Consider the following 23,148-nt stretch of genomic DNA (forward strand, 5'->3'; position numbering starts at 1 on the left):
GATGGAGTACGCAATTAAAGCGCACAATGTCGTTAAAAAATTTGGTGACTTCACCGCTATTGATGACATTACGCTCAACGTGCCAAAAGGCAGCATCTATGGTTTCCTCGGGCCAAATGGCTGTGGAAAATCCACGACGATTCGCGTGTTGACTGGGCTTTTGAGCCCGTCAGAAGGGGAAGTCGATGTATTAGGGCTAGAGATACCAAAACAATCTGAATTACTTCGGTTAAAAATTGGTTACATGACACAAAAGTTCTCGCTTTACGATGATCTCACCGTTGAAGAAAACTTGGAGTTTATTGGCCAGATATTTGGCATGGACAACCGGTCATTGAAGCAACGTATTCAAGAGCAGCTTGAGACATATGGTTTAGATCAGCGCCGTAAGCAGCGAGTCGGTGGAATGAGTGGAGGACAAAAACAACGTTTGTCCCTCGCGGCAGCCACGATGCATAAACCCGAACTTCTTTTTTTGGATGAACCGACATCAGCGGTGGATCCTGAAAACCGTCGAGACTTTTGGGAGCAGCTGTTTGACTTATCTGATCAAGGCACAACTATTCTGGTGACAACTCACTATATGGATGAAGCGGAGCGGTGCCACCGTTTAGCCATTATGGAAGCCGGGCGCATACGAGCGGATGGTGAACCAGAACAGTTGATGGCGGACATGGGAGTGAAGATTGTTGAAGTTAAGGCCGATAACTTAAGGGCATTAAAAGAGAAATTACTTCAGAGCCAAGAAGTTCGGTCTGCTGCTCAACTTGGTATTCGCCTAAGAGTGCTTATCCATCAGCATATCGAAGACCCGATTGGTTGGTTGCGTGAAAGCTATCCTGAGTTAGTCGATGCGGAGATGAATCTCGCGAGACCAAGTCTTGAAGACGTGTTCGTCACTGTGACAGGGGAGGGACGCCAATGATTCAGTCATTTGCTCGTATGAAAGCCATCATGATAAAGGAAATTCGCCAGCTCTCCCGTGACAGGATCACGTTTGGCATGGTGGTGATGATTCCTCTGATTCAGTTGCTCCTATTTGGCTTTGCCATCAATACCGACGTACGTGACATCCCTATCGGGGTAGTAGACCAAAGCCAAAGTACCGCAGGGCGAGTGATTACTGAGTCGGTTAAGGTTACGCAGGTTGTAGATGTAAAAGCCACGTACTCGACCGCTGAAGAAGCAGAAGTCGCGATTCAAAATGGTGAGGTTCGCGCCGCCTTAATTCTGCCTTCCGATCTCACACAACGTATGACGCAAGGTCGAGTATTAGGGCAGTGGATAGTGGATGGTTCAGATACCATGATCAGCTCTTCGATCTTGGCGTTGCAGAATATGCCGTTGACGGATTTCGATTTTGATATCCGTCCGGCACAAGCTAAGACGTTTGAAGTCGCACTATTTTATAACCCAAGTCGCCGCTCAGCTGTAAATATCGTACCGGGTTTGCTTGGGGTTATTCTTACTATGACAATGATTCTGTTTACCAGCGCGGCAATTGTACGTGAGAGAGAACGTGGCAATTTAGAGCTGCTGATTACTACGCCGATTCACTCGTTTGAGTTAATGGTGGCGAAGATAGTTCCGTATATCTTTGTCGGTTTGATACAGGTGTTCATCATCCTGGGCTTAGGTAACGTGATATTTGGTGTGCCAATTAATGGAGCCATAAGCCAGATATTGTTCGGCACCTTGCTGTTTATTTCTGCCAGCCTAACTTTGGGCTTGGTGATCTCAACCATTGCTTCTACCCAGCTACAAGCGATGCAGATGACGGTGTTTATTTTGCTTCCTTCGATTCTACTGTCTGGTTTCATGTTCCCTTATGAAGCTATGCCAAATGCGGCTCAATGGATATCGGAGGCATTGCCAGCGACACACTTCATGCGCTTGATCCGTGGCATCGTATTAAGAGGTGCTGATCTAAGTGGGATGTGGCATGACACGCTTTGGCTCGCATGCTTCACTGTAGTTGGATTGGTTGTCGCTTCCGCGCGATTCAAGAAGTCCCTCGATTAACCCGCTTATCTTATTGAAGATATTCAACGAACGCCTCACATCACACTGCCGATTTGGGGCGTTTTTTTGATAGAGAGCCCAGTTGAACAAACTCTGACAATTCTTAGCTGGTGTGCAAAGCGCACTCGTTATAGATCAAACAGAGTATTGAATTAACAACAAGTTAAGGTGAGTACCATGTTGGGCTTAGACTATTTGAGCAATAAGAACGTATTGGTGACAGGCGCGACATCAGGAATCGGTAAAGCTCTAGTAATCAAGTTGATTAATGCTGGGGCGAACGTCGCGTTTTGCGGACGTTCGGCCAGCAAGCTAGACGACCTAGTGAGTTTGATCTCAGAGAAAAATAATCAACTGGTTTATGAAGCGTTTGATATTACCGAATATCAAAAAGTCAGCGACTTTATTGCGCGCTCTAACACTCAGCTTGGCGGGATCGACTATCTGGTCAACTGTGCAGGTGTAAACTCTGCAAGAGCTGCAGTGAACGAGATTGAGTTGGGCGACCTAGAATGGATGATCAAAGTTAACATACTTGCTCCATTTGCGTGTATGAAAGAAGTGTTCAATCAGGCTATGCTGCCACAGGGAGCCGGCTCTATCATCAACGTGATGTCTACGGTATGCCTGTTCTCGAATCAAGGAATTGGGGCGTACACTGCTTCTAAATCAGGATTTGATGCATTAACAAAGGTGTTTCGTAAAGAAGCAAGGCAGCATGGTGTTAAGGTATGCAACATTTATCCTGGTGGAGTTGATACCCCATTTCGTGAAGCGGATAGGCCAGAATACTTAGCCGCTGATGATGTAGTCAGCGCAATTCTCACGATGATGCTACAATCGCCGTCCAGCTGCGTTGATGAATTTGTAATTAGACCGATGGTAGAGAGTAACTTTAGCTAACCTTTTGGTTTACATGCCCTTTTTAACTTTAGTGCCCAAATTTCTAGGAGAAATTTACAACTCAAATTGATTGATTTGGAAAATGCCAAGTTGATAAAGATATTTTGGTTGTGTATTAATGTTGGCGTTACTTCAGTTAGGAAAGGAAAGCCAATGAAGCGTACGTTAATTTGGGTATACATGTTGGGTGTCATAAGCTTATCCGCCGGAGCGAGCTCTTTTGATTCAAATTATAAGACCAAAGAATTTAAGCAGTATGTCTTTGAGACAGAAGCTGGTTGGAAATATTCTGTCTCCAGCCGGTCAACCGATCATTTTTCCGTATGTACGGTGTCTTTAAACGACGGGTTCGGGGCATTCGCATTTGCCGTGTTTCCAAGAAAAGAAACAGATATCGATGTGATTTATGAAGACTATGAAGGGGACGATGACTACGAAACTGCATATCGAATTGAATGTTTCCAGTACGAAATAGCTGATACGTTATCCATGCAGTCTGTTAAACGGTGGAAGGAAAGTATGGGGGACATGCGGTCTCTATTAGGTGAGTCGGGTGGTGTTCAGTCTGGTCGTAATCTTGAAGATAAACTTAACGACGACCTTTCTTACGAGGATGTCATGGATCTTGAAGTTGACGAACAAAATGTAGGGAACATTATTCGGCTTAGTAACGTGAACAAAGATACGCTTTATGTTTGCGCTGTTGATACAAGTAATACGTCAGATACTTTATACCTAATGCTACTTCCCAATACCTTACAAACGTTTCAAATTATGGCGGCCAAAAATGGTGACTGGTCAGCCAATGTTAAGGGCTGTTCAACGTTTAGCGTTGATATAGGCTACACATATCAAGAAATACGAGAACGAGTAAACAAGCAACTATAGGTTGAAAGATTGTAGTTCCCCACAAGGCAGCGAAGAGTATGCACGAACAATTTATGCTTAAAGCTTTAGAAACATCAAAGCGAGCGTTACCTGAATGCCAGCCTAATCCGCCAATAGGGTGTGTGTTAGTCAAAAATGGAAAGGTTGTGTCAGAAGGTCATACTCAAGCTATTGGCGGTAATCACGCTGAAGTGGAAGCACTGAATAGTTACAAAGGCTCACTAGAAGGTGTGTCGGCCTATGTCACGTTAGAACCATGCTCATTTGTTGGTAGAACGCCAGCGTGTGCGAGCACATTAGCGAATGCTGGTGTCAGGCGTGTGGTGGTTGCAATGCTTGACCCTGATCCACGTAACAATGGTGCAGGCATCACTATGCTAAGGGGAGCCGGCGTTGAAGTTGAAGTCGGCTTGTGTGGTGAGCAAGTGGCAGCTTTTCTGAGACCTTACTTAGGAAAGTCCTAGAGCCAAAAAGTAATGAGCTCCAATAGGAGCTCATTAACGTTACGCTTTAATGATGATGTCTTCGTTTTCTGTCGTAAATAGTACGGCTTTGTTCTGTTCGATGAGCTGAGAAGCGGATGATGGCGTGACGGCATGAATTTCTCCTTTCGCCCGAATGCTCAACGATTCCCAAGCTCTATCCCTGTATTTCCCTGTTTTTGTGTATTGAATTAGCACTTTCATGGTTTTCTCACTCTTAACATCTGCTAAATGTACTTCTAACATTAATCGCTTGATTTAGGTTGCGCACCTGTTAAAAATGAAACGTTAGATTAACCAAATCGTTGTAGAGACTGACTCTGCGTGTAGAGCTAATTGATTTAAAAGGTAATAAATGGAAGTTGAAATCTACCAAGTAGACGCTTTTACTAGTGAACTATTCAAAGGCAACCCTGCCGGCGTGTGTATCACCAAAGAGCCATTATCTGAACCTTTGATGTTATCGATCGCCAGTGAAATGGCATTATCTGAAACGGCTTTCCTGACGTTAAGTGATATGCGCTTGCGTTGGTTCACACCAGAAGTGGAAGTGAAACTTTGTGGCCATGGTACCTTGTCTGTCGTTAACGTAATGAAGGAGCAAGGGCTGGTTCAAGTGGGAGACACCATCGCTTTTCAGACCTTATCTGGCGAGCTGATAGCTAAGGTAGGGGAGTCGAGCACTGAGCTGGATTTTCCAGCGCCCGAACTAGATTTTACACTACCGGTTAATGAGGACTTATTGAGCAACTTGGGCCTTAGTCGGGATGATGTTGTAGCGTACTGTGGGTTTGCATCGAAGGTGTTAATTCAAGTGAAATGTGAGCAGGTAGTACACGACATAAAACCGAATTTTAGTGGGCTAAAGAGCATAGAAGGTAGGGGGGTTGCGGTTACTGCGTCATCAGAGCAATCTAGTTTAGATTTTGTTTCTCGTTACTTTGCACCTTGGGTGGGAATTGATGAAGATCCAGTGACTGGGTCTGCGCATTGTGGGTTAACCCAGTTTTGGGCTCAGGCGACGAGTCGAACTCAGTTTTCTGCGTACCAAGCGTCTGCTCGAGGTGGTTACTTATCTACTGAACTTACGCCAAATGGTAGGGTTAAGCTGGTGGGTGATTGCCGGACAATACTACGCGGCACGATGATCGTTGCGTAACTTAGATATTTAAGGCGAGCCAAGTGGCTCGCCATTTTTATGAAGCTTAGCCATCATGCTTGTCGGCGTCTTCTTTCTTAAGCACCTTGTGCCCGTCTTCGGTAACGCCTTTTTTCCAGTAACTACTTAGGTAGATGTTTTCACGTTCTACCGACTTTTCATTACGGAAGTATGTTCGCATTGCACGCATTGAATCAAATTCACATGCTGCCCATACCGATACGCTACCGTCTAGCCATGGCTGGTTACGAACTGTCTCAATCAAAGAATCCTGCTCGGTGACCCAGGTAACAGTCAGGCTGCTCGGTACCTGTAGGTTCTGAATATCGTCAGGGCTAGTCACCTGAATGACAGCATAGCCCTTAGCATCGCTGGGTAGAGCACATACTTTTGCAGACAGTGCAGGTAATGCAGTCATATCGGCAACCATAAAGAACCAATCAACATCGATATTAATGTCTGTGATTGCCCCTGGCCCAGCAATATTGATGGTATCGCCTATCTTTGCATTGATTGCCCAGCGAGCAGCAAACCCACATTGCAAATCTTGCGTTAAGTGGCGAACGAAATCGACAGTAATAGAGCGTTGCTGTTTGGAAAACTGTCGAATTGTGTAAGTGCGCATCGCAGGGCGAGCGTCTTCTTCTAGGCTTGCTAAGTTGGTTTCACCAGATTGGTTGAAAAGAAGTTTGATATAGCTGCCTTCGCAGTTTTCAGGGAATTCCGATAGGCCTTCACCGTGGAAAACAATGCGTTGCATATTTGGAGAGATTTGTTCGGTACTAGTGACAGTAAGCTGTCGAAATGTCGGCTTTTTCATAGTTAATTCATGATAATAGTTATCTTTTAGATCTAGATTAGCACCAAGTAAGCAGCGAAGATATTATCTTTAATAAATTTTACGTTTGTTACCGTCAAATTAGAAAAGCAGCCGGTGTCATGGCTGCTTTGTTTGATAGGAACTAGTTGATCAATAAAAGCCACCGTTTTTCATGTGCGCGAAGAGCAGTACTGAAGCAATAACCACTTCCAGTAACAGTGGAGGGATTACAGCTTTATCGAATCCGTCTAAGGCTAAGCCGACGACTCTTCCTACCGCGACGGCGAGCATGATAATTGCGACGAAGAAGTAGCCCTCAGTATCGCCGGAAATTAACCCTAGCGCCAGCATCGTTACACTCGCTAGAAATAGGCCACCGATAACAGAGCGAATGGTGTTGAGGCCTGCTTTACCCACGGGTTCTAGCGCAAAGTTGGCAATCATCTTGTGCGGGGCAAACATCGACATGATGCCAAGTCCTGTTAGCATTAGCGTTGCCAATCCAACTAAAATTTGAAGTGTCATATCCATCATTTTTCTCCTCTGGGTATCGAAATAAATCTAGGTAAATTGTTGAATTGCTTGGTGGGCATTGTCCTGCGCAAACGCATCACCAAATGAAGGGTCGATAGTGATCTGATCCACAACGGGGCCAGTTGGAGAACCCGCATGGCTTGCATAGAAGTGACCGCTTTCAAAGCGAGGATCAAACAGGCCATCTAAATAGCGCTTTGCCCCTTTCTCTACGCTGTGCATCATGCCAAGCATGGGCATTACCAGCCCGCCAACATATTTGAAAAAGACTTTTTTTAGGAAAGGTAGGTCGTCCATTCCGTTAGTACCCGTTGTGCCACCAGGGCTCATGGTCACGAAGCGAAGGTGTGGGTGTTGCCTCGCCATTGATGCCATCCATAACGTCCCCGTCAGCTTGATGGTTCCATAGATATCTAAAGGGTCGGCATTACTGTTGAACTTGCTACCGTCGGCGATAGAGGCAAATTCGTCGACGGACGATGATGCTAATTCAGGTTTCGCAACACCCATTTTAGGAATGCCTCGAGCAGTTTCTGACCCAGCATACAGGATGGTTGAAGTGACCAATTGGTGCTTAATCAGCTCTTCTACTAGAACTACGTGTCCGAGCACATTGGCTGCAAAAATGGTCGTCACGCCATCGCTGGTGAGTTGGTGGGGTGTACGTCCGCCTGTGCCGCCTGCATTGAGAACCACAGCATCGATAGGTGCGTTTAGAGTAGTGACGGCGCTGCGTACCGAGCTTGAATCAGAAACGTCTAGGATTAGGATCTCAAAAATACTCTTCCCAGTGAGAGCTTCGAGTTGAGCTTTGGCTTCTCTTGCTTTTGTTAGATTTCTGCAGCCTAGAATGATCTTGTTTATGCCGTCTTGTTGAGCAAGTTGTCGAGCTGACTCAAAACCAATTCCGGCATTCGCGCCGGTAATCAATACCGTTTTAATTGTTTTCATGTCTTTCTCCAATGGTGTGATTGTTGACATGGGATTAAGTTAACATGATTGAAAAATGGCCTGTATACGGGTAAAAGTGGACATGGTGTTTCAAAAATGAACCATGAGGATGCGAGCATGAGAACAGTCAGATTTGGCGCTAAGCATGTATAAACGGTACGCAGGGTTCGGCAATAGAAAGGTGGAGTGAACACGTGATAAGTAATGAAAGTTATGCGTTTAACTGGGATGATCTGAAGTATTTTCTAGCGATTGTTCGTGCTGGAACACTGCGTGGTGGGGCAGAGAGCATCGACGTGAACCACACCACTCTGACACGTCGAATCTCTGTCATGGAGGAAAAAGTCGGCAGCCGATTATTCGACCGTTCAAAGCAGGGATTGGTTCTGACCCAAATAGGCGAAGAGCTACTGCCTTATGCAGAGAGGGTTGAAGACGAAATGATATCGGCGTCGAGAATGATCATTGGCCGGGATGCCGATCCTGTTGGGACGGTGTATGTCTCGTTACCGCATGGGATCGCGATGACGTCTTTGATGGATGATTTTGCACTGTTTGCTGAGCGTTACCCAGACATCACTTTGAACCTGCAGTTTGGTAATGAAATTGCTAACTTGAACCGTCGTGAAGCCGACGTATCGATTCGTGTGGCCAATGAAGTGTATGACGACGCGGTAGGGCGTCGACTAGTACAAATGTCGCAAGCGGCGTATTGCACTCGCGAATACGCAGAAAAAGTAAAAGATAACGCAGGAGAGGGGCTCAACTTTATTGGCTGGCATGAACCAGAAGGCGATGTATCAGCAAAATGGTTGAAAGAGAGCTTTTATCCTAAAGCGACGCTAAAGCATCGAGTGTCCGAATTAGTGCCACTGATTTCGCTGGCAGCCTCAGGTTTGGGTATGGCATATCTTGCTTGTAACTTAGGAGACAGGCACCCGAATTTGGTTCGAGCGCCATTTCAAAAGCCGTTGCCTTATCGAAGCATTTGGTTGCTGCTGCATCGAGATCTACGTCGTACGGCTAGGATTCGTTGCTTTGTCGACTTTTTAGCAGAGCAAGTTCAGTCGAGAGAGAATGAGTTCTGGGTGGCTGGGACGGTTAAAGATACGTCACGTGTCTAGAGCACAACCTTTTGAGCCAAACACGATACTGCCACCACACATGCTAGTTTAGAGTGCCAGCAGCAAGGCTAACTGAAAACCGCAACGCTTTGTCGGCTAATCGCGACAAGCTCGCCTGTGTCGTTCCAAATATCAGCCTCTAAGTGGGCGTAGCCATTCCCGGCTTGGCGCGTAATCGCTTTATAGGCAAACCATTCTTTAGGGTCAACCGGCTTATGAGGGTGAATGAACTCTAGGTTCCACATCATAGTGCTCGCTGGTGCTGGCCCTTTCATCATTTGCAGCACCGCTGGTGGCCAAGCGTCAATTAGGCAGATCAAGTGAGCATCTGAGATATGAGTTGGTGGCTCTTTGAAGCGCATCCAACCATGCACATGAGAGTCTGGCTGCCCAGTATAAGGCATTGCACCTTCTTCAATCGCTAAATCGATATTGCCGATAAAACTTGGTGTCACGGATGGGACAAAAGGCACCAGTGGTAGTGAATTTGGCTGACTAAGGTTATGTGATTCTGAGTTAGCGACTTCAATTTCAGAGAAACGATCGATACCAAAACTAGCTTGCTGCATTACGGCCACGTCGCCATTCTGAACGAGACGGGCAGTGAGTTGGGAAGCATTTTTCCCTTCGCGCAGAACTTCCACTTCAAATGAAAAAGGTGTGTCGGAAAGCAGTGGGCCAACAAAGTTGGTCGTCAGCGATCGCAGAGGGCGGTCCGGTGCCACTTTGACTTTCATTGTGGTGTAAAGCAATGCAGCGGAAATGCCACCAAATGCTGTTCTTCCTTGAGCCCAGCTTTGGGGGAAAGTCATGGTCGTGCCGTTGTTAACGCAATCTTCGGCTTGTTGGAGTAGTTGATCAATGTGCATAGTGAGACTTTGTTATCAGAATGTAAAAATTGACATTAACTGGTCTAACCAGGTAGTTCAATCCATACCTTTATCTCTAAGTTGAAACTGTTAACTCGGTGGTAGTGACCGAGTTAACAGTATCTAGTTATTCAGTAACTAGGTCAGTTCCTTGCTGGTGAGATGAACGTGAATCGAGCTTTCCACTCAAACGAGTTAGGCATAAGGCAAGAAGAACAATCATCGCACCAATCCAAGGCGTGTGCATTAGGCCAACATTGGCAACGATGAGGCCACCTCCCCATGCTCCCAGTGCAATACCAACGTTAAATGCAGCGATATTGAGGCCGGAAGCGACATCGACCGCGTCTGGTGTGTATTGCTCTGCCAGCTTAACGACATAGACTTGAAGGCCGGGCACATTTCCAAATGCAAACGCACCCCAAATCAAGATAGTCATCACGGCGGTGATTGGGTTTACAGCCGTAAAATTAAACACCACCAAAATCGCGGCAAGGCCAGAGAAAATCACAGTTAGTGCTTTAATTGGCCCCATTTTATCGGCCATCTTTCCGCCCCAAATATTGCCAACAGCAACGGACACTCCGTAGACCAGCATGATCAAACTGATGGCATTGGCATCAAAGCCTGAAATACTCTCTAGGATAGGCGCTAGGAAAGTGAATGCTGTAAATGTGCCGCCATACCCAAGTGCAGTGATGGCATAAACCAACAATAACCTTGGCTGAGTGAGTACTTTGATTTGTGCCGACAGCTTTGCTGCGGGTGGCTGTTTCAAGTTACTAGGGACCAGTAATGCGCTGCCGATTAATGCGATGAGCCCCAAAATAGCGACGATTAAAAAGGTCGATTGCCAGCCAAATGTCTGTCCAATATAAGTACCGAGCGGTACACCAGTGACAAGTGCGACGGTTAAACCAGTAAACATTATAGCGATGGCACTGGCCGCTTTATCTTTAGCAACTAATCCCGTAGCAATGGTCGCTCCTATAGAAAAGAACACTCCATGAGCAAGGCCCGTCAATATTCTTGCGGTCACCAGTGTCGTGTAGCCCGGTGCTTGCCACGCTAGAATGTTACCCGCAACGAAGAGCGACATTACGGCGAGTAAAACATGTTTACGATTCCACTTTCCAGTGAGTGCCGTGAGTACAGGCGCTCCGACTGCAACACCTAGTGCATATAGGCTGACAAGCAATCCTGCTGAAGGAATGGATACGTTCAAATCGGCTGCCATAGTAGGAATCAATCCAACTATGACGAACTCTGTGGTTCCAATGGCAAAGGCGCTGAGCGTCAATGCTAGAAGTGCTAAAGGCATAATTTCTCTCTTTATTATCATCATCGCGAGCGGCACAAATTGGAGCTCATGTGCGTGAACGCGATATGTGCTGAACTTGGCGAGCATTATGCGCAGTTAGGTGGTTGCTAAAAATGGTGGTTTTAACAAATGACTTTTGTAGAAATTGCAATAAAATAAGTTAAGTACTTTATACGATACCGAGAGAGCTGATGAGAACACGTTCCGATGATCTGGAGATATTACTGACCGTGGTGGACAGTGGAGGGTTTTCTGCGGCGGCAGAGGTTCTAGATATCCAAGTTGCTCGTGTTTCGAGAGCGGTGAGTAAAGTAGAGAAGCAGCTTGGGGTTTCATTGCTCAACCGTACAACTCGACGTGTAGAAATGACAGATGAAGGTCGGCAGTTTGTTAAAGCCGTTAGAGAAGGCTTAGTTAAGATCCAGCAAGCCGAGGAAGAAGTGGTTTCGCGAGGCGAGTTACCTAAAGGGCGGTTAAGGGTCGATGCGGCTAGTCCATTTGTCTTCCATCAGTTGGTACCTTTGGTTCAGTCGTTTAATCAAGCGTACCCAGACATTCAGCTTGAACTGACGTCGAATGAAGGCTTTGTTGACTTGATAGAGAAGAAAACCGACCTCGCCATTCGCATTGGCAAGCTAGAGGATTCGACATTATATGCTCGTCCACTGGGAAAAAGCTTACTCTATTTAGTGGCATCGCCGGATTACTTAGCTCGCCGTGGTATTCCTAAATATGTGGCAGAGCTGAATGCTCACGATACGATAGGGTTTTCATCGCCCAAAACCCTAAATCACTGGCCGCTAAAAGGATTTGAAACCTTGAGTCCAACGTTCACCTCCAGTAATGGAGAGACAGTGAGAATGCTCGCGCTGGCTGGAAATGGTATCGCTTGCTTATCGGGGTTTATGGTCAAAAAGGACATTGAGGAAGGGCGTTTAGTGCCGATATTAGAAACCGAAAAGCTTTCCAATACCGACAGAGAGCAGGTGAATGCGGTCTACTACAAGTCTTCTTCTGTCGCGAAACGAATTTCCGCATTTATCGATTTCATTCAGCCTAAATTGACTCTATAACCCGAGTAATCTTACGGTGCATCGCAATGCTCTTTAGCCATTTGTGCCAAACACTGGCCTCAAAAGACCAGCGTTTCCCCGTCTTTAGGGATTAGGACTTTATCAGATAAGCCATGTGTCTCCAGTGAACGACGTAAAGTACCTCGATCAACCGGACAATGATTAAGCGCTTCCATATGGTTGGCGATGACTTTACCCGGTGACAAGCGAATGAACTCGAGCACTTCATTGGTTGGCATCAGCAAAGGTTGGCCAACATCCATTTGTGCTTGACCTGCTGCAACCACGGTGATGTCTGGTTTAAGTTCCGTTAGCGCGCGCTTGACGTCTTCGGTTAACACCGTATCACCGCTAATGTAAATGCTTGGTTCATTAGGAAGAGTTAAGAAGAAACCGCTACCGTTAGCCATGACTTTGTGAATCCAACCGTGCCCATGTTGAGCTGGTACTGCAGTAATCATCCCACCTAGGAACTCAGTAGCTTTCCAATCTTCTAATCCATGCGAAACAGTAATGCCATATTTCTCTAAATAGCGCTTGTCTTTGCTTGGCGTCGCTACCGGAATATTTCTCTCCGTGAGAAAGTTTTCGCCCGCAGCGTCTAGATGATCGCTGTGTTGCAAAGGTTTAAAGCCAAACGTTTGGCTATGAGTTATTAAAGTATGCGTCACTTTCTCTAGCAACTCATTGGCGATATTGGGCAAACTGACAGTAGGGTTACGCTCGAGTTTGAATCGCACCATTGAAAAGGGAGGGAGCGAACCTTTTTCGCCAAGCATTGGATCGATCAGTATGAAATGTTCATTGGTTTCGATGATAAAAGTTGCGCTGCGTAGGTGGTGAATTTTCATGCTAGTGCCTTCGTGATTCGAGTGGGTAGGAGTAGTATGCAAGATGAAAAATGTGTGCAAAACTGTCCTTAAGGACATCTAGCGCTCAAATCGGGTCAAAATGGGTATACCTAAAACTTACAAAGTTGCTCTGGTGGCATTTGAAGGCATCAGCGCTTTTCATTTGTCGGTACCTTGCTTAGTTTTTCAAGACGTTTTCATCGATCGTCGAGCACTGTTCGAGCTGGAAATTTGTAGCTTGAGCCAATACGATATTTCAAGCGCTTCGGGGTTTGATATTGTTGTGAAACATGACATCCAGATTATAGACAACTCGGATATCATCATTATCCCAAGTTGGCCTAACGCCTTACCTGATGTGCCGGCCAACTTAATCGAAAAGTTGCTTGCCGCGCATCAACGAGGGGCGACAATCGTTGGGCTGTGTTTGGGCGCTTTCGTGCTGGCACACACTGGTCTATTAAACGGTAAAACGGCCACAACCCATTGGGCGTTTTCAAAGCAGTTCGAACAACGTTTCCCAAACGTAATCTTTGATAATCAGCCTTTGTTTATCGACCATGGCCGACTGATTACTTCTGCAGGAACGGCTGCTGCGCTGGATTGCTGCTTACATATCGTGAGAAAGCTATGTGGTAGTGAAGTCGCGAGTGAGTTAGCTAGAGTGATGGTCACAGCGCCATTTAGAGCGGGCGGGCAGCAACAATATATCCCTACACCAATCAGCCCAAGGCCTGAAAATCCAACAAGCTTTACTCAAGTGATCGAACAAGTCGAAAGCCAAATAAATCAACAGCACAATATTGATACGCTAGCAGAGCGCTGTGCGATGAGCCGCAGAACGTTTACTCGCCAGTTTAAAGCCAACTATGGTTGCACGTTTGGCCAGTGGCTAATGAATCAGAGGCTTCAATTGAGTCAACGGCTATTGGAAAGTAGCCAATATCCCATCTCCCAAGTCGCCGAGCTATCGGGGTTTGGCTCGGAAAGCGTCTATCGCAAACACTTCAAAGCAGCATTTCAACTTTCCCCCTCACAATGGCGTGCCAATTTTAGTGGATAGCGAACGACATTAGGCTTCATTTTTCATTCCATCGTTATTGACTTATTAAGTTAACATTATTAAGTTATTGCCATTAACTTAATAATATTAACTAATTTAAGGCGACTAACAGTGAAATCGAACAAAGGGCGACCTGCACAAATTTCAAAAGAAGATGTAGTGAATGGGGCCCTGAGCATTGGTCTTTCAAGTGTCACAATGAACTCACTGGGTAAGCAGCTTGGTGTAAGTGCAACTGCTTTGTATCGGCATGTTAGTTCCAAACACGCGCTTATCTTGATGTGTAGCGACATGGTATTAGGCAAAGTCGCATTGCCAGAAGAGAGTGATTGGGAAGGCTACTTATACACATTCGCGGAACGATTTCGTCAAGCGCTACTATCGATGCCAGGTTCTGTCGAGTTTGTTCGTCATACGCAAGAATTTACACCTGCAACAAACGTGCTAGCTAACGACGTATTAAGAGTACTTGGTGATGCCGGCTTTGAACCTGAAATCGGGTTTATGGCCTTTGCGAGTGTATATACCCGAGTGACAGATCTTGTAGAGCACCAAGAAAGATCATCTATGGTGAAGGCTAATGAAACAAGTTCACAAGAAAACTCTGAAATGCTTTCTCAGCTGGATGAACTCCCATATCTGGCGAAGCTGCTGAGCAACACTCAGCCATTGGATTACGACCAGTATTTTAAAGACGGAATTAAGATAACCATTGAGGGTTTAAAAGCAGTGTACTGCTAACCCCTCAAATTTCTCCGGAGGCAATGATGTCACTATTTATTGATAACGCGATTGGAGGATGGATTCGCAACGCGGAAAAAACAGGGGAGTTGAAGAACAATGCATATAACGGCAAAGAGCTGGATTTAGAAGATTACTTCAAAACACCGGCGGAGCATCGTATGGGGATGAAAATCCTGAAAGATGCTAACGGTTTACCGCCGGCTGTAGAACTAATGAAGCAGATTGAGAAGAAGAAAGAACAGTTAAGTAACGAAAGCGGCCTTCAGACACAAGAGCAGCTGCGAAAAGAGATAACTGCACTAGAACTGAAAAAATCGCTATTGTTAGAGAACAACTAATTCATCCGACGACAGGTAGCTGAAATGAATCATGACGAGTTCAACCAATTTTGCAGCGCTTTAATTGCCACAACGCACGTGGTGCAGTGGGGCAATTCGGAGGTGTGGAAAGTTGGGGGTAAGGTATTTGCGATTGGTTTTCAGCTATCGGATGGAAAACCTGCCTACACATTTAAAGTCTCACCCATGAATTATGATTTCCTCAAAGAATACGATGGATACCGTCCAGCGCCATACTTCGCCAATCGAGGAATGAAGTGGATTCAACAGACAGATACCTCCGGCAAGCTGGACGATGACTTAAAATATTACCTTTCTGAGTCTTACCGAATCGTCGCCAGTGGATTAAGTAAGCGTAAGCGAGAAGAGCTAGGAGTGTCCATTTAAACTGAGCCAGATGACTTGGTGCGTTATTCGCGGTAATCGAGGTTCATTTAGTAACACCACTAAATGATAATAGTATTCAATTGCAGTTCACAATATCACAGTGTTCGAATATGATAGCGCCCTCCAAGCTCAGACGGCCCTGAAATCGATGCACCTCCTGACCCATAAAGACTATTTAAAAATTGCGTTTCCTTTCATTATTTCAACGGTGACCCAGCCACTACTGGGCGCGGTAGATACAGCGGTTATCGGCAAGCTAGGAGTGGCAGAGTTAATTGGTGGGGTTGCGATTGGCACAGTCGTTATGAATACCCTCTATTGGCTTTTCGGCTTTTTCCGAGTGAGTACTACTGGTCAAAGTGCGATCGCACTGGGTAAGAATAATCATGCCGATCAGGCCAGCAGCTTATTTAGACCATTTGTGCTTGCGCTGTGTGTCGGGTTAGCTTTTATCGCTTTGCAATCCGTGATTTGGAAAGCGGCAGCGTGGGTCATCTCACCTGATGCCGTTGTCGGACAAAACGCTAAGATTTACTTTGACATCATGATCTTCGGTGCGCCATTTGTTTTGCTGAACTACACCATTATTGGTTGGTTAATGGGGCAGGCTAAGGCTAAGGAGACCTTGTTCACTCAAGTATTTGGTAATGTACTGAATATTGTGTTGGATCTGGTGTTCGTTCTTTATTTGGATATGGGTATTGCTGGCGTAGCCATAGCGACTCTCATCGCCCAAATCACTACATTCGCAATAGGCGTGGCTTTTGTTCTGAAGACTTGCCAGTTCTCGCTTTTTGAACATATTCGCACCGCGAAAATGTCACGAAAAGACCTTAAGGTCATAGTCTCTTCGAACATCGATTTGCTGCTACGGACGGTATGCATTTTAGTGTTTTTCAATATGATGGCACGCGTGGGCTCTCAACTTGGGCCTGACGTACTCGCCGCAAATGCTATCCTAATGCAGGTAACGTTTCTTGTTAGCTATATGTTCGACGGTGTGGCGAATGCGTCGAGTGTATTTGCAGGTAAAGCCGTAGGGCAGAAGAATCCGACATTACTCGATAACGTGATTAAGTTGAACACGCAGTGGACAACGGGATTTGTTGTTGTTCTTACGCTACTGACTTTCCTATTCAATCAGTCAATTGTGACGCTGTTTACTACCTTACCTGAACTCGTAGATCTGTATTTGGACATGAGTGCTTGGTTGCTGGTGTTTCCGTTAGTCGCGGGTTATGGCTTAACTTTCTACGGAATATTCACAGGAACAGGTACCACTCGTCCAGTACGCAACTCGAGTTTTATCACGCTATTAGTGTTCTTAATAACGCAGTTTATAGCGGTTCAGCACTGGGGAAATCATGGTTTGTGGTTGGCGTTTACCTTGTTCTATGTTGGACGTTTTGTTTTCTTGTATCCATATATCGATCAAGTTAAGCAAAAGTGTGGTTAGTTTATACTCAAATTGTTTGTTCCATTACTCCGCCGCCCAGGGCGGAGTAACTCGCCTTCGAAGCTAAATTAAAGGGAACGGCGTTTAAATAACCCCTCTGAGTGGTTTTATTGCGCTAGCTCACATGCTACTATTTGTGATGTTATATTATTACATTTAGCTTGTTGTTGTGACTTCCTTGCCAATACTCTCTGTTAATCATCTCAGCCTTACAGACTCAGAACGTACACTTTTCAAAGACATTTCTTTTGAGCTGTTTCAAGGTGAAATTCTTGCCATTATGGGGCCTTCCGGCATTGGTAAATCCATGTTGTCGAAAGCCGTCGCAGGTTTTTTGCCGTCTGATGTTTGGGTGGGCGGAAGTATTCAGATCAACGGTAGTGAAGTGGCACAAACTGCCATGCTGCAGCGCAGTCAGTCGCAGCGACCTGCGGTCATTTTCCAAGATGCACTTAAAGCGCTGAACCCATTGGCGTCTGTCGAACAACAACTGTGTTTGGCGTTGACAGGCAACAAAACACGCTTGTCTTCAGCAAACCTAGAAACGGTGACTGCCTTGTTGTCTCAGCTCGGATTTGCGGATCCAAGAGCTGCATTGGCACAGCACCCAAGTCAGCTATCTGGTGGTCAGCGTCAGCGTATTTGTATTGCGATTGCGTTGCTTGGTAGTGCCAACTTGATCATCGCTGATGAGCCCACTAGTGCGCTCGATCCAATCACCGAAGCCGAGATTCTTGAGTTGTTTCGCAGTAGTGTTCAGCAACGTAACATCAGTGGTTTGTTGATTACGCACGATCTATCTGCAGCTTTAGCGTGCGACAAAATCTTGGTAATTGCGGATAACACCATGGTGGCGTATGGATCACCATGGCAAGCCATTCATCAAAGTTCACATCCTTTTTGCCAACAACTTGCGCAGCTACTGCCTTAACCTCATCTCTGGAGCCTATTTTGACTAAGCACAATTTGAGTCAGCCTAAATCGGCGGAGGTTCGTTTTGAGCAAGCCTGTGTCCACTATTACTCCAAACCCAGTTGGTTAGGGGGTAAACCATTTAAAGCGCTTGAGCAATTGGATCTGGCAATCGATACACAAAACATTGCGATTGTCGGGCCTTCTGGAGCGGGTAAGTCAACTTTGATTGAGCTGCTATTTGGCCTTCGCAAATCCACATCAGGAGAAGTCTATGTGTGTGGGTATCCGTTATCGCGTAGCTCGGCTAAACAACGTCAAGAGTTGTGTCAGCACATTCAATTGATTCCGCAAGAGCCTCAATCGAGCTTGAATCCGTATTACACCGTTCGCCAGATCTTACTGGAACCGCTAAGCAATATTGGTTTAACGCAAGGGTTAAACGATAAGGTGGAAAAAGTATTGGCGGATGTCGGTTTGGATCTCACCTTGTTGGATCGTAACGCGCAGCAGTTATCGGTGGGGCAAGCGCAACGTGTTGCTATCGCCAGAGCTTTGATTGTCGAACCTTGCGTGTTGGTTGCCGATGAGCCAACCAGCAGCCTAGACCCCGTCAGTCGTAAACAGATTCTCGACTTGTTGGCAGGCATTCAAAAGAGTCGTCAGATGCGCCTGATTTTGGTGACACATGACCTCGATGCTGCACAAACCCTATGCGATGAAATCCTAGTGTTAGACAAAGGGCGAGTCGTAGAGCACGGCACAGCACAAAGCGTGGTAAATAACCCATCGCACTTGATTACGAGAGCTTTGATGAGCGCTCAACATAAAAGTAATGAATTCACAAAAACCATTGGAGAGGTTTCTTATGCACCTTAGTACTCCCAAGTTAGCTTTGTCGCTGGCTTTAAGCGCACTGCTGACGGGTTGTTTCGACTCCGGCGAAAGTAAGCCAGAAGCGGAAAAAGCAGCAGCACCACAAGCGACGGAAATTCGCGTTGCAATGATGCAACCGCCACGCACAGGCTTGTCACCACTTTCAGATGACGCATTCAAGTTATCACGTTGGAGCACGGCAGAAACGCTGGTGAATCTAAACGACCAGTCGGTTGCAGAGCCTATGCTAGCAACAGAGTGGGAACAAGTTGACCCGATGACGTGGCAATTCACAGTACGTAAGGGCGTGAAATTCCACGATGGTTCTGACCTTGATGCCAACGCGGTTGTAAACTCTCTACAAAAAGCATTAGATGCAGCACCTAAGCCACGCATCTTGGACGGTATCGAATGGCAAGTTCGCGCATTGGACGACTTCACTGTTGAAATCAAAACGACCTTTAACGATCCATTGTTGCCAAGCCGTTTATCTAGCCCGCAATTAGCTGTTCTTTCTGGTGCTGCTTATCAAGAAAATGGTCGAGTTGTGCCAATCAATGCCGGTACAGGGCCATTCGTACTGACAGAAATCAACGGTACAACCAGCGCGAAACTGAAGCGTTTTGATGGTTACTGGGGTGAAAAAGCGAAAGTAGACAGCATCTTCGCTGAATACGTACCAAATGGCTTCGCTCGTGCTGCAGCACTGCGCACTGGTGAAGCAGATGTGGTTGAAGCAGTTACGGTATCGCAAATCGCGATGATGGAATCTTCACAGCTGCACGAAGTAGCTATGCCACGTACCAACACGCTTTACCTAAACAACAAATCAGATGTGTTTAGCCAGTTCGGTTTGCGTAAAGCAGCGGCTCAAGCGGTCAACCGTGAGCAAATCATCAAAACGGTTTACGAGAACCACGCTGATTCAGCGAAGGGCCTGTTAGGTCCTGCATTGGCTTGGGCTCAGCCAATTCGTGATGCGAACCCGCGTATGGAAACGATGGAGATGCGTTATGCAGATGGTGAGAAGATAACAATAGGAACTTTCACTGACCGTGCAGAGTTACCAGAAGTAGCGGTTCTATTGAAACAACAACTTGAAGCGGCTGGTTTTGTAGTCGAGCTTGACGTTCGTGAATACGCACAAATTGAAAACGACGCGCTAGCGGGTAAGTTTGATGCCTTCTTGCTATCACGTGCAACAGTACTGGATTCGGGTGATCCAGTGGCGTACATGCAAAGTGATTTCAGTTGTAAAGGATCATACAACCTCGGTCAATTCTGTTCTGACGAAGTGGATGCTGCACTGAAACATGCTGATCTTCAGCCATTAGGCGAGAAACGCCAACAAGCGATCATCGAGGCAGAAAGCAAAATCCTTGAGCAATATGCTGTGATTCCACTGCTGCACGAGCGTGTAATTCAAGGTGAGAGTAACCGCATGAAGAATGTACAACGTGACCCGCGTGAGCGTCGCCTGATCGACCAGTTTACTCAGGTGAACTAACGCGATGTTGTCTGTTGCCAACATGCGCTCTCGTTTGAGTGCTTGTATGCCTGAGTGGGTTACGCGCTTTTTGTCGCGTGTCTTGTCACTCGCTGTAGTGGTTGTGCTGGTGGGGTTGATGCCAGATATTGCTGGTATCGATCCAAGCCAATCAATTCTCCGTGCCCGCGCGGGTGCTCAGCAATTACTGACGGCAGAAGCTCTGCAAGCGATTCGAGAAGATCTTCAACTCGACCGCAGCGCTGCTGAGCGACTGTGGGATTGGCTGACGCTTGCCATGCAAGGTGACTTGGGTGTCTCTTGGGTAAGCGGTGCATCTGTGATGGAGAGCGTTCAGCAAACCGCAAAAACGTCGTTGTTACTTATGGTAACAGCGCTAGGCATGGCATCTGTAATGTGCATGATAGGTGTGCTTTATACAGTGCGTCGTTGGCAACAGAATCGTCTAGCTACTGAAGGTTTGGGGCATCATGACACGTTTAGCTCTGTGTTGGTCTCACTGCCTGAGTATGTAATTGCTTCATTGCTTATTATGGTGTTCTCCATTTGGCTAGGATGGTTCCCGCCATATGGTTGGCAAGGTACACAGAACCTTTGGTTACCAAGTTTGGCAATGGCATTGCCTGCTGCTGGTTTATTTGGTCGTTTACTCAATGACAGTTTGAAGCGTGTACTGGACGAGCCGTGGGTCATCACTTGGCTATCGGCGAACGTGAGTAAGTTCCAGATATTACGTTTCGCATTATGGCGTGCTGTCAGTAACTTGATTCCACAAATTGCTATGACGGTAATTGGTCTGACTGGCGGTGCAGTTGCTGTGGAACAAGTGTTCTCCATTCCGGGTATCGGAAGATTGATCTTAGGGGCTGCAAAGTCACAAGATTTGCCAATGTTGCAAGGTGGTTTATTGGTGCTATTAGTGTTCTCAATGTTGATCAGTAGTACGAGTATCCTACTGCAACGTTGGTTATTGGGGCACAGTGTCACCAGCGGCAAGCTTATCAGCAGTCATAGCACGTTTCGTTTCACGCAAAGCACTACCAAACGTATCATCAGCGCAACTATTTTTGTCTTGTTAATTGGTTGTGCCGGTTGGGCATTAATGCGAGATCCTTATACCATCCAATTTACTCGCCTTGAGTCGCCGAGTTTAGCTGCGCCCTTTGGTGCTGATGCTGTTGGGCGAGATCTACTTGCTCGAGTTGGCGGCGGTATGATGTCGACGATTAAGATGGGCGTTATTGCAACCTTCTTAAGTTTAGTGGTTGGTTTGCTTTTGGGTTTTGTAACTCGCTTTAGCCAAGGGCTAATCGAGATCACCAAAGGCGTACCATACATCGTCGCGGGCCTTCTGATCGCGGGTCTTACAGGGATGAATCCGAACAGCGCTCTTATTGCGATTGTTCTCGTTTCTTGGGCACCGCTTGCAGCGCACTGCGCAAGTTTGTTAATGGAAGCCAAGGCGCAGCCGTACACGCATCTAGCGCCAATTTGGGGAACCAGTCAGTGGCGAGTACTGCGTTATTATTTGTTGCCTTATGTGCTGCCGCCGCTGTTGCGTCATGCATTCCTACGTCTTCCGTACATTACACTCAGCCTAACTTCTTTGAGCTTTATTGGGCTTGGTGTGAAGCCACCAGAACCTGAGTGGGGTTTATTGATTGCTGAGAACTTGCTTTATATCGAACGTTCACCGATAGGGGTGTTAATGCCTATTCTCGGTTTGGTCATGCTGTCTATCGCAGTGAACCTGATGTTTGACGACTAGGAGCTCAGGACTCTTTAAAGCTTGCCTATATTATCAGTCGTCACTTTATGCTTACTCTCGTACTCGTGATTAAGTGAATCACACCGTATAGGTATACGACTGCTATTCCGACGCTGACAACCCTCAGTTGAAAGCTGTCCAAAATACTAAAGCCAACATTGTCTGACTGAATGAGCAATATCGCATAGGGAGAAAGCATGAATTTGCCGAGAGGCTTCCAATTAGAGCAGTAGATAATGACGCCCAGTATCAAGGTAAACATGAATGTTAAACACAGCTCGATGGCGACGCTAGGACCGAACTTAAGGCTAATCAAGGCATATGAGTAATAACCTAGCACGGCAAGCCCACCACCAATCAGGTTAGCATATACATAACGTAAGCTGTCTTGCCTAATTATTGCTAAATCTGGTGTAAGCGTTAGAACACAAATTGCGACTAATACGACATAGTAATGCGATAGGTCAAACAGAATAAAAGAGAAAGCTGCGGGCAAAAATATCGCAATTGCTTGCCATTCATTGGAGAAAAGTTGAGGAGTGGAGCTCACCTGGGTGTTTGTAGTGTTTGCCTCATCATTAGGTGTGAGCCGCCGCGTTACGTAGGAAAATGCTTTGTCTAACGCGAAGCATAATGACATCGCAAACAATAAGTTAGCGACTAGGTAATAGCTAAAGTCCGCAACGATCGAATGATTTGCAAAAGTCACTGCACAGACAAGAGCAAAGCTAAGCACTCCTATTGCAGTATGAAGTTGGTTATGGCTGTATCGTTCCCACCAATACAGCAAAAACAATACTAACGCAGTGGCGAGCACAAATAGAAGCGTGGAAGTGGAATAGAGTGTGCTGATTGCCAGCCCTAATGCAATACCGCCTAGGGCAACCAGAAATAATGATGCATACTGCTTGACTGAAAGTTCGGTTAACTCGTTATATCGGATGTGCAGACACAACAGCGGAAAGAAAAACGCGTAGGGCCATGTATAGAGATAAAGGACTCCAACCGCAATAGTAAAAGTCACGGCTAAGTGAATGGTGTTAACTAGGCTTTGCTGTTTTATCACATTCTATCCAATAGTCTCGCAAATATGGCAACCT

25 protein-coding genes are annotated in these 23,148 nt (G+C 46.2%); 17 read left to right on the forward strand and 8 right to left on the reverse strand.

The window, feature by feature from the left end; translation table 11 throughout:
- Position 1 precedes the first annotated feature (1 nt).
- The 5 genes from J4N42_RS06225 (at position 2) to J4N42_RS06245 (ending at position 4,277) form a co-directional block, all read left to right on the forward strand.
- Complete coding sequence (locus J4N42_RS06225; protein ID WP_252030547.1) at positions 2-925, forward strand: ABC transporter ATP-binding protein; 924 nt, start codon at positions 2-4, stop codon at positions 923-925.
- Complete coding sequence (locus tag J4N42_RS06230; protein WP_252030549.1) at positions 922-2,022, forward strand: ABC transporter permease; 1,101 nt, start codon at positions 922-924, stop codon at positions 2,020-2,022. Before J4N42_RS06225 ends, J4N42_RS06230 begins: the two co-directional genes overlap by 4 nt.
- Positions 2,023-2,199: 177 nt before the next feature.
- Positions 2,200-2,925: an SDR family oxidoreductase gene (locus tag J4N42_RS06235; RefSeq protein ID WP_252030550.1), complete on the forward strand. Its 726-nt coding sequence runs from the start codon at positions 2,200-2,202 to the stop codon at positions 2,923-2,925.
- A gap of 153 nt (positions 2,926-3,078) precedes the next feature.
- On the forward strand, positions 3,079-3,813 hold the full coding sequence (locus J4N42_RS06240) for a hypothetical protein (RefSeq protein ID WP_252030551.1): 735 nt from the start codon (positions 3,079-3,081) through the stop codon (positions 3,811-3,813).
- Between the two features lie 38 nt (positions 3,814-3,851).
- Positions 3,852-4,277 carry a bifunctional diaminohydroxyphosphoribosylaminopyrimidine deaminase/5-amino-6-(5-phosphoribosylamino)uracil reductase RibD gene (locus J4N42_RS06245; RefSeq protein ID WP_252030552.1) on the forward strand — a complete coding sequence of 142 codons (426 nt, stop codon included), beginning with the start codon at positions 3,852-3,854 and terminating at the stop codon, positions 4,275-4,277.
- Positions 4,278-4,316: 39 nt separating this feature from the next.
- On the opposite strand, the gene J4N42_RS06250 is transcribed toward J4N42_RS06245, so the two are convergent.
- A complete protein-coding gene (locus J4N42_RS06250) occupies positions 4,317-4,499 on the reverse strand; it encodes a hypothetical protein (RefSeq protein ID WP_252030553.1) in 183 nt (60 codons plus the stop codon).
- Between the two features lie 151 nt (positions 4,500-4,650).
- Between J4N42_RS06250 and J4N42_RS06255 the strand changes: the two genes are divergently transcribed.
- On the forward strand, positions 4,651-5,454 hold the full coding sequence (locus tag J4N42_RS06255) for a PhzF family phenazine biosynthesis protein (protein WP_252030554.1): 804 nt from the start codon (positions 4,651-4,653) through the stop codon (positions 5,452-5,454).
- Between the two features lie 46 nt (positions 5,455-5,500).
- Here J4N42_RS06255 and J4N42_RS06260 read toward each other — a convergent pair whose 3' ends face one another.
- From J4N42_RS06260 to J4N42_RS06270, 3 genes are all read right to left on the reverse strand, one after another.
- Entirely contained in the window at positions 5,501-6,274 is a 774-nt protein-coding gene (locus J4N42_RS06260; RefSeq protein ID WP_252030555.1) for a siderophore-interacting protein, read from the reverse strand.
- A gap of 150 nt (positions 6,275-6,424) precedes the next feature.
- Entirely contained in the window at positions 6,425-6,808 is a 384-nt protein-coding gene (locus J4N42_RS06265; RefSeq protein WP_252030556.1) for a DUF4345 family protein, read from the reverse strand.
- 27 nt (positions 6,809-6,835) lie between these two features.
- A complete protein-coding gene (locus J4N42_RS06270) occupies positions 6,836-7,759 on the reverse strand; it encodes an SDR family NAD(P)-dependent oxidoreductase (RefSeq protein WP_252030558.1) in 924 nt (307 codons plus the stop codon).
- Positions 7,760-7,953: 194 nt separating this feature from the next.
- Here J4N42_RS06270 and J4N42_RS06275 point away from each other — a divergent pair, with 194 nt between their 5' ends.
- A complete protein-coding gene (locus J4N42_RS06275; RefSeq protein ID WP_252030559.1) occupies positions 7,954-8,883 on the forward strand; it encodes a LysR family transcriptional regulator in 930 nt (309 codons plus the stop codon).
- Positions 8,884-8,951: 68 nt separating this feature from the next.
- Here J4N42_RS06275 and J4N42_RS06280 read toward each other — a convergent pair whose 3' ends face one another.
- Together J4N42_RS06280 and J4N42_RS06285 are read right to left on the reverse strand one after the other, a co-directional pair.
- On the reverse strand, positions 8,952-9,752 hold the full coding sequence (locus tag J4N42_RS06280; protein ID WP_252030560.1) for an acyl-CoA thioesterase: 801 nt from the start codon (positions 9,750-9,752) through the stop codon (positions 8,952-8,954).
- Positions 9,753-9,879: 127 nt separating this feature from the next.
- A complete protein-coding gene (locus tag J4N42_RS06285; RefSeq protein ID WP_252030561.1) occupies positions 9,880-11,073 on the reverse strand; it encodes an MFS transporter in 1,194 nt (397 codons plus the stop codon).
- Between the two features lie 191 nt (positions 11,074-11,264).
- Here J4N42_RS06285 and J4N42_RS06290 point away from each other — a divergent pair, with 191 nt between their 5' ends.
- On the forward strand, positions 11,265-12,146 hold the full coding sequence (locus tag J4N42_RS06290; RefSeq protein WP_252030562.1) for a LysR family transcriptional regulator: 882 nt from the start codon (positions 11,265-11,267) through the stop codon (positions 12,144-12,146).
- A 59-nt stretch (positions 12,147-12,205) separates the two neighbouring features.
- On the opposite strand, the gene J4N42_RS06295 is transcribed toward J4N42_RS06290, so the two are convergent.
- On the reverse strand, positions 12,206-12,997 hold the full coding sequence (locus tag J4N42_RS06295) for an MBL fold metallo-hydrolase (RefSeq protein ID WP_252030563.1): 792 nt from the start codon (positions 12,995-12,997) through the stop codon (positions 12,206-12,208).
- A gap of 100 nt (positions 12,998-13,097) precedes the next feature.
- Between J4N42_RS06295 and J4N42_RS06300 the strand changes: the two genes are divergently transcribed.
- From J4N42_RS06300 to J4N42_RS06340, 9 genes are all read left to right on the forward strand, one after another.
- Positions 13,098-14,060, forward strand: coding sequence for a GlxA family transcriptional regulator (locus J4N42_RS06300; RefSeq protein WP_252030564.1), 963 nt, complete (start codon positions 13,098-13,100; stop codon positions 14,058-14,060).
- A 111-nt stretch (positions 14,061-14,171) separates the two neighbouring features.
- The gene (locus J4N42_RS06305) at positions 14,172-14,801 is read left to right on the forward strand and encodes a TetR/AcrR family transcriptional regulator C-terminal domain-containing protein (protein WP_252030565.1); all 630 of its coding nucleotides are present in this window, start codon (positions 14,172-14,174) and stop codon (positions 14,799-14,801) included.
- 23 nt (positions 14,802-14,824) lie between these two features.
- Entirely contained in the window at positions 14,825-15,142 is a 318-nt protein-coding gene (locus J4N42_RS06310) for a DnaJ family domain-containing protein (protein ID WP_252030567.1), read from the forward strand.
- A 24-nt stretch (positions 15,143-15,166) separates the two neighbouring features.
- A complete protein-coding gene (locus J4N42_RS06315) occupies positions 15,167-15,529 on the forward strand; it encodes an MmcQ/YjbR family DNA-binding protein (RefSeq protein WP_252030568.1) in 363 nt (120 codons plus the stop codon).
- Between the two features lie 148 nt (positions 15,530-15,677).
- The gene (locus tag J4N42_RS06320) at positions 15,678-16,985 is read left to right on the forward strand and encodes an MATE family efflux transporter (RefSeq protein WP_252030569.1); all 1,308 of its coding nucleotides are present in this window, start codon (positions 15,678-15,680) and stop codon (positions 16,983-16,985) included.
- 169 nt (positions 16,986-17,154) lie between these two features.
- Positions 17,155-17,916, forward strand: coding sequence for an ATP-binding cassette domain-containing protein (locus J4N42_RS06325; protein ID WP_252030570.1), 762 nt, complete (start codon positions 17,155-17,157; stop codon positions 17,914-17,916).
- A 20-nt stretch (positions 17,917-17,936) separates the two neighbouring features.
- Positions 17,937-18,776 (forward strand): ABC transporter ATP-binding protein, encoded by an 840-nt coding sequence (locus J4N42_RS06330; protein ID WP_252030571.1) that lies wholly within the window; start codon positions 17,937-17,939, stop codon positions 18,774-18,776.
- Positions 18,766-20,280 (forward strand): ABC transporter substrate-binding protein, encoded by a 1,515-nt coding sequence (locus tag J4N42_RS06335; protein ID WP_252030572.1) that lies wholly within the window; start codon positions 18,766-18,768, stop codon positions 20,278-20,280. Before J4N42_RS06330 ends, J4N42_RS06335 begins: the two co-directional genes overlap by 11 nt.
- 4 nt (positions 20,281-20,284) lie before the next feature.
- Positions 20,285-22,048, forward strand: a complete 1,764-nt coding sequence (locus tag J4N42_RS06340) for an ABC transporter permease subunit (RefSeq protein ID WP_503034690.1) — start codon at positions 20,285-20,287, stop codon at positions 22,046-22,048.
- Between the two features lie 40 nt (positions 22,049-22,088).
- Here the strand turns inward: J4N42_RS06340 and J4N42_RS06345 are convergent, their stop codons facing one another.
- Positions 22,089-23,114: a hypothetical protein gene (locus tag J4N42_RS06345; RefSeq protein WP_252030575.1), complete on the reverse strand. Its 1,026-nt coding sequence runs from the start codon at positions 23,112-23,114 to the stop codon at positions 22,089-22,091.
- Positions 23,115-23,148 lie beyond the last annotated feature (34 nt).

The organism is Vibrio sp. SCSIO 43135 (assembly GCF_023716665.1).
Taxonomy (GTDB): domain Bacteria; phylum Pseudomonadota; class Gammaproteobacteria; order Enterobacterales; family Vibrionaceae; genus Vibrio; species Vibrio paucivorans.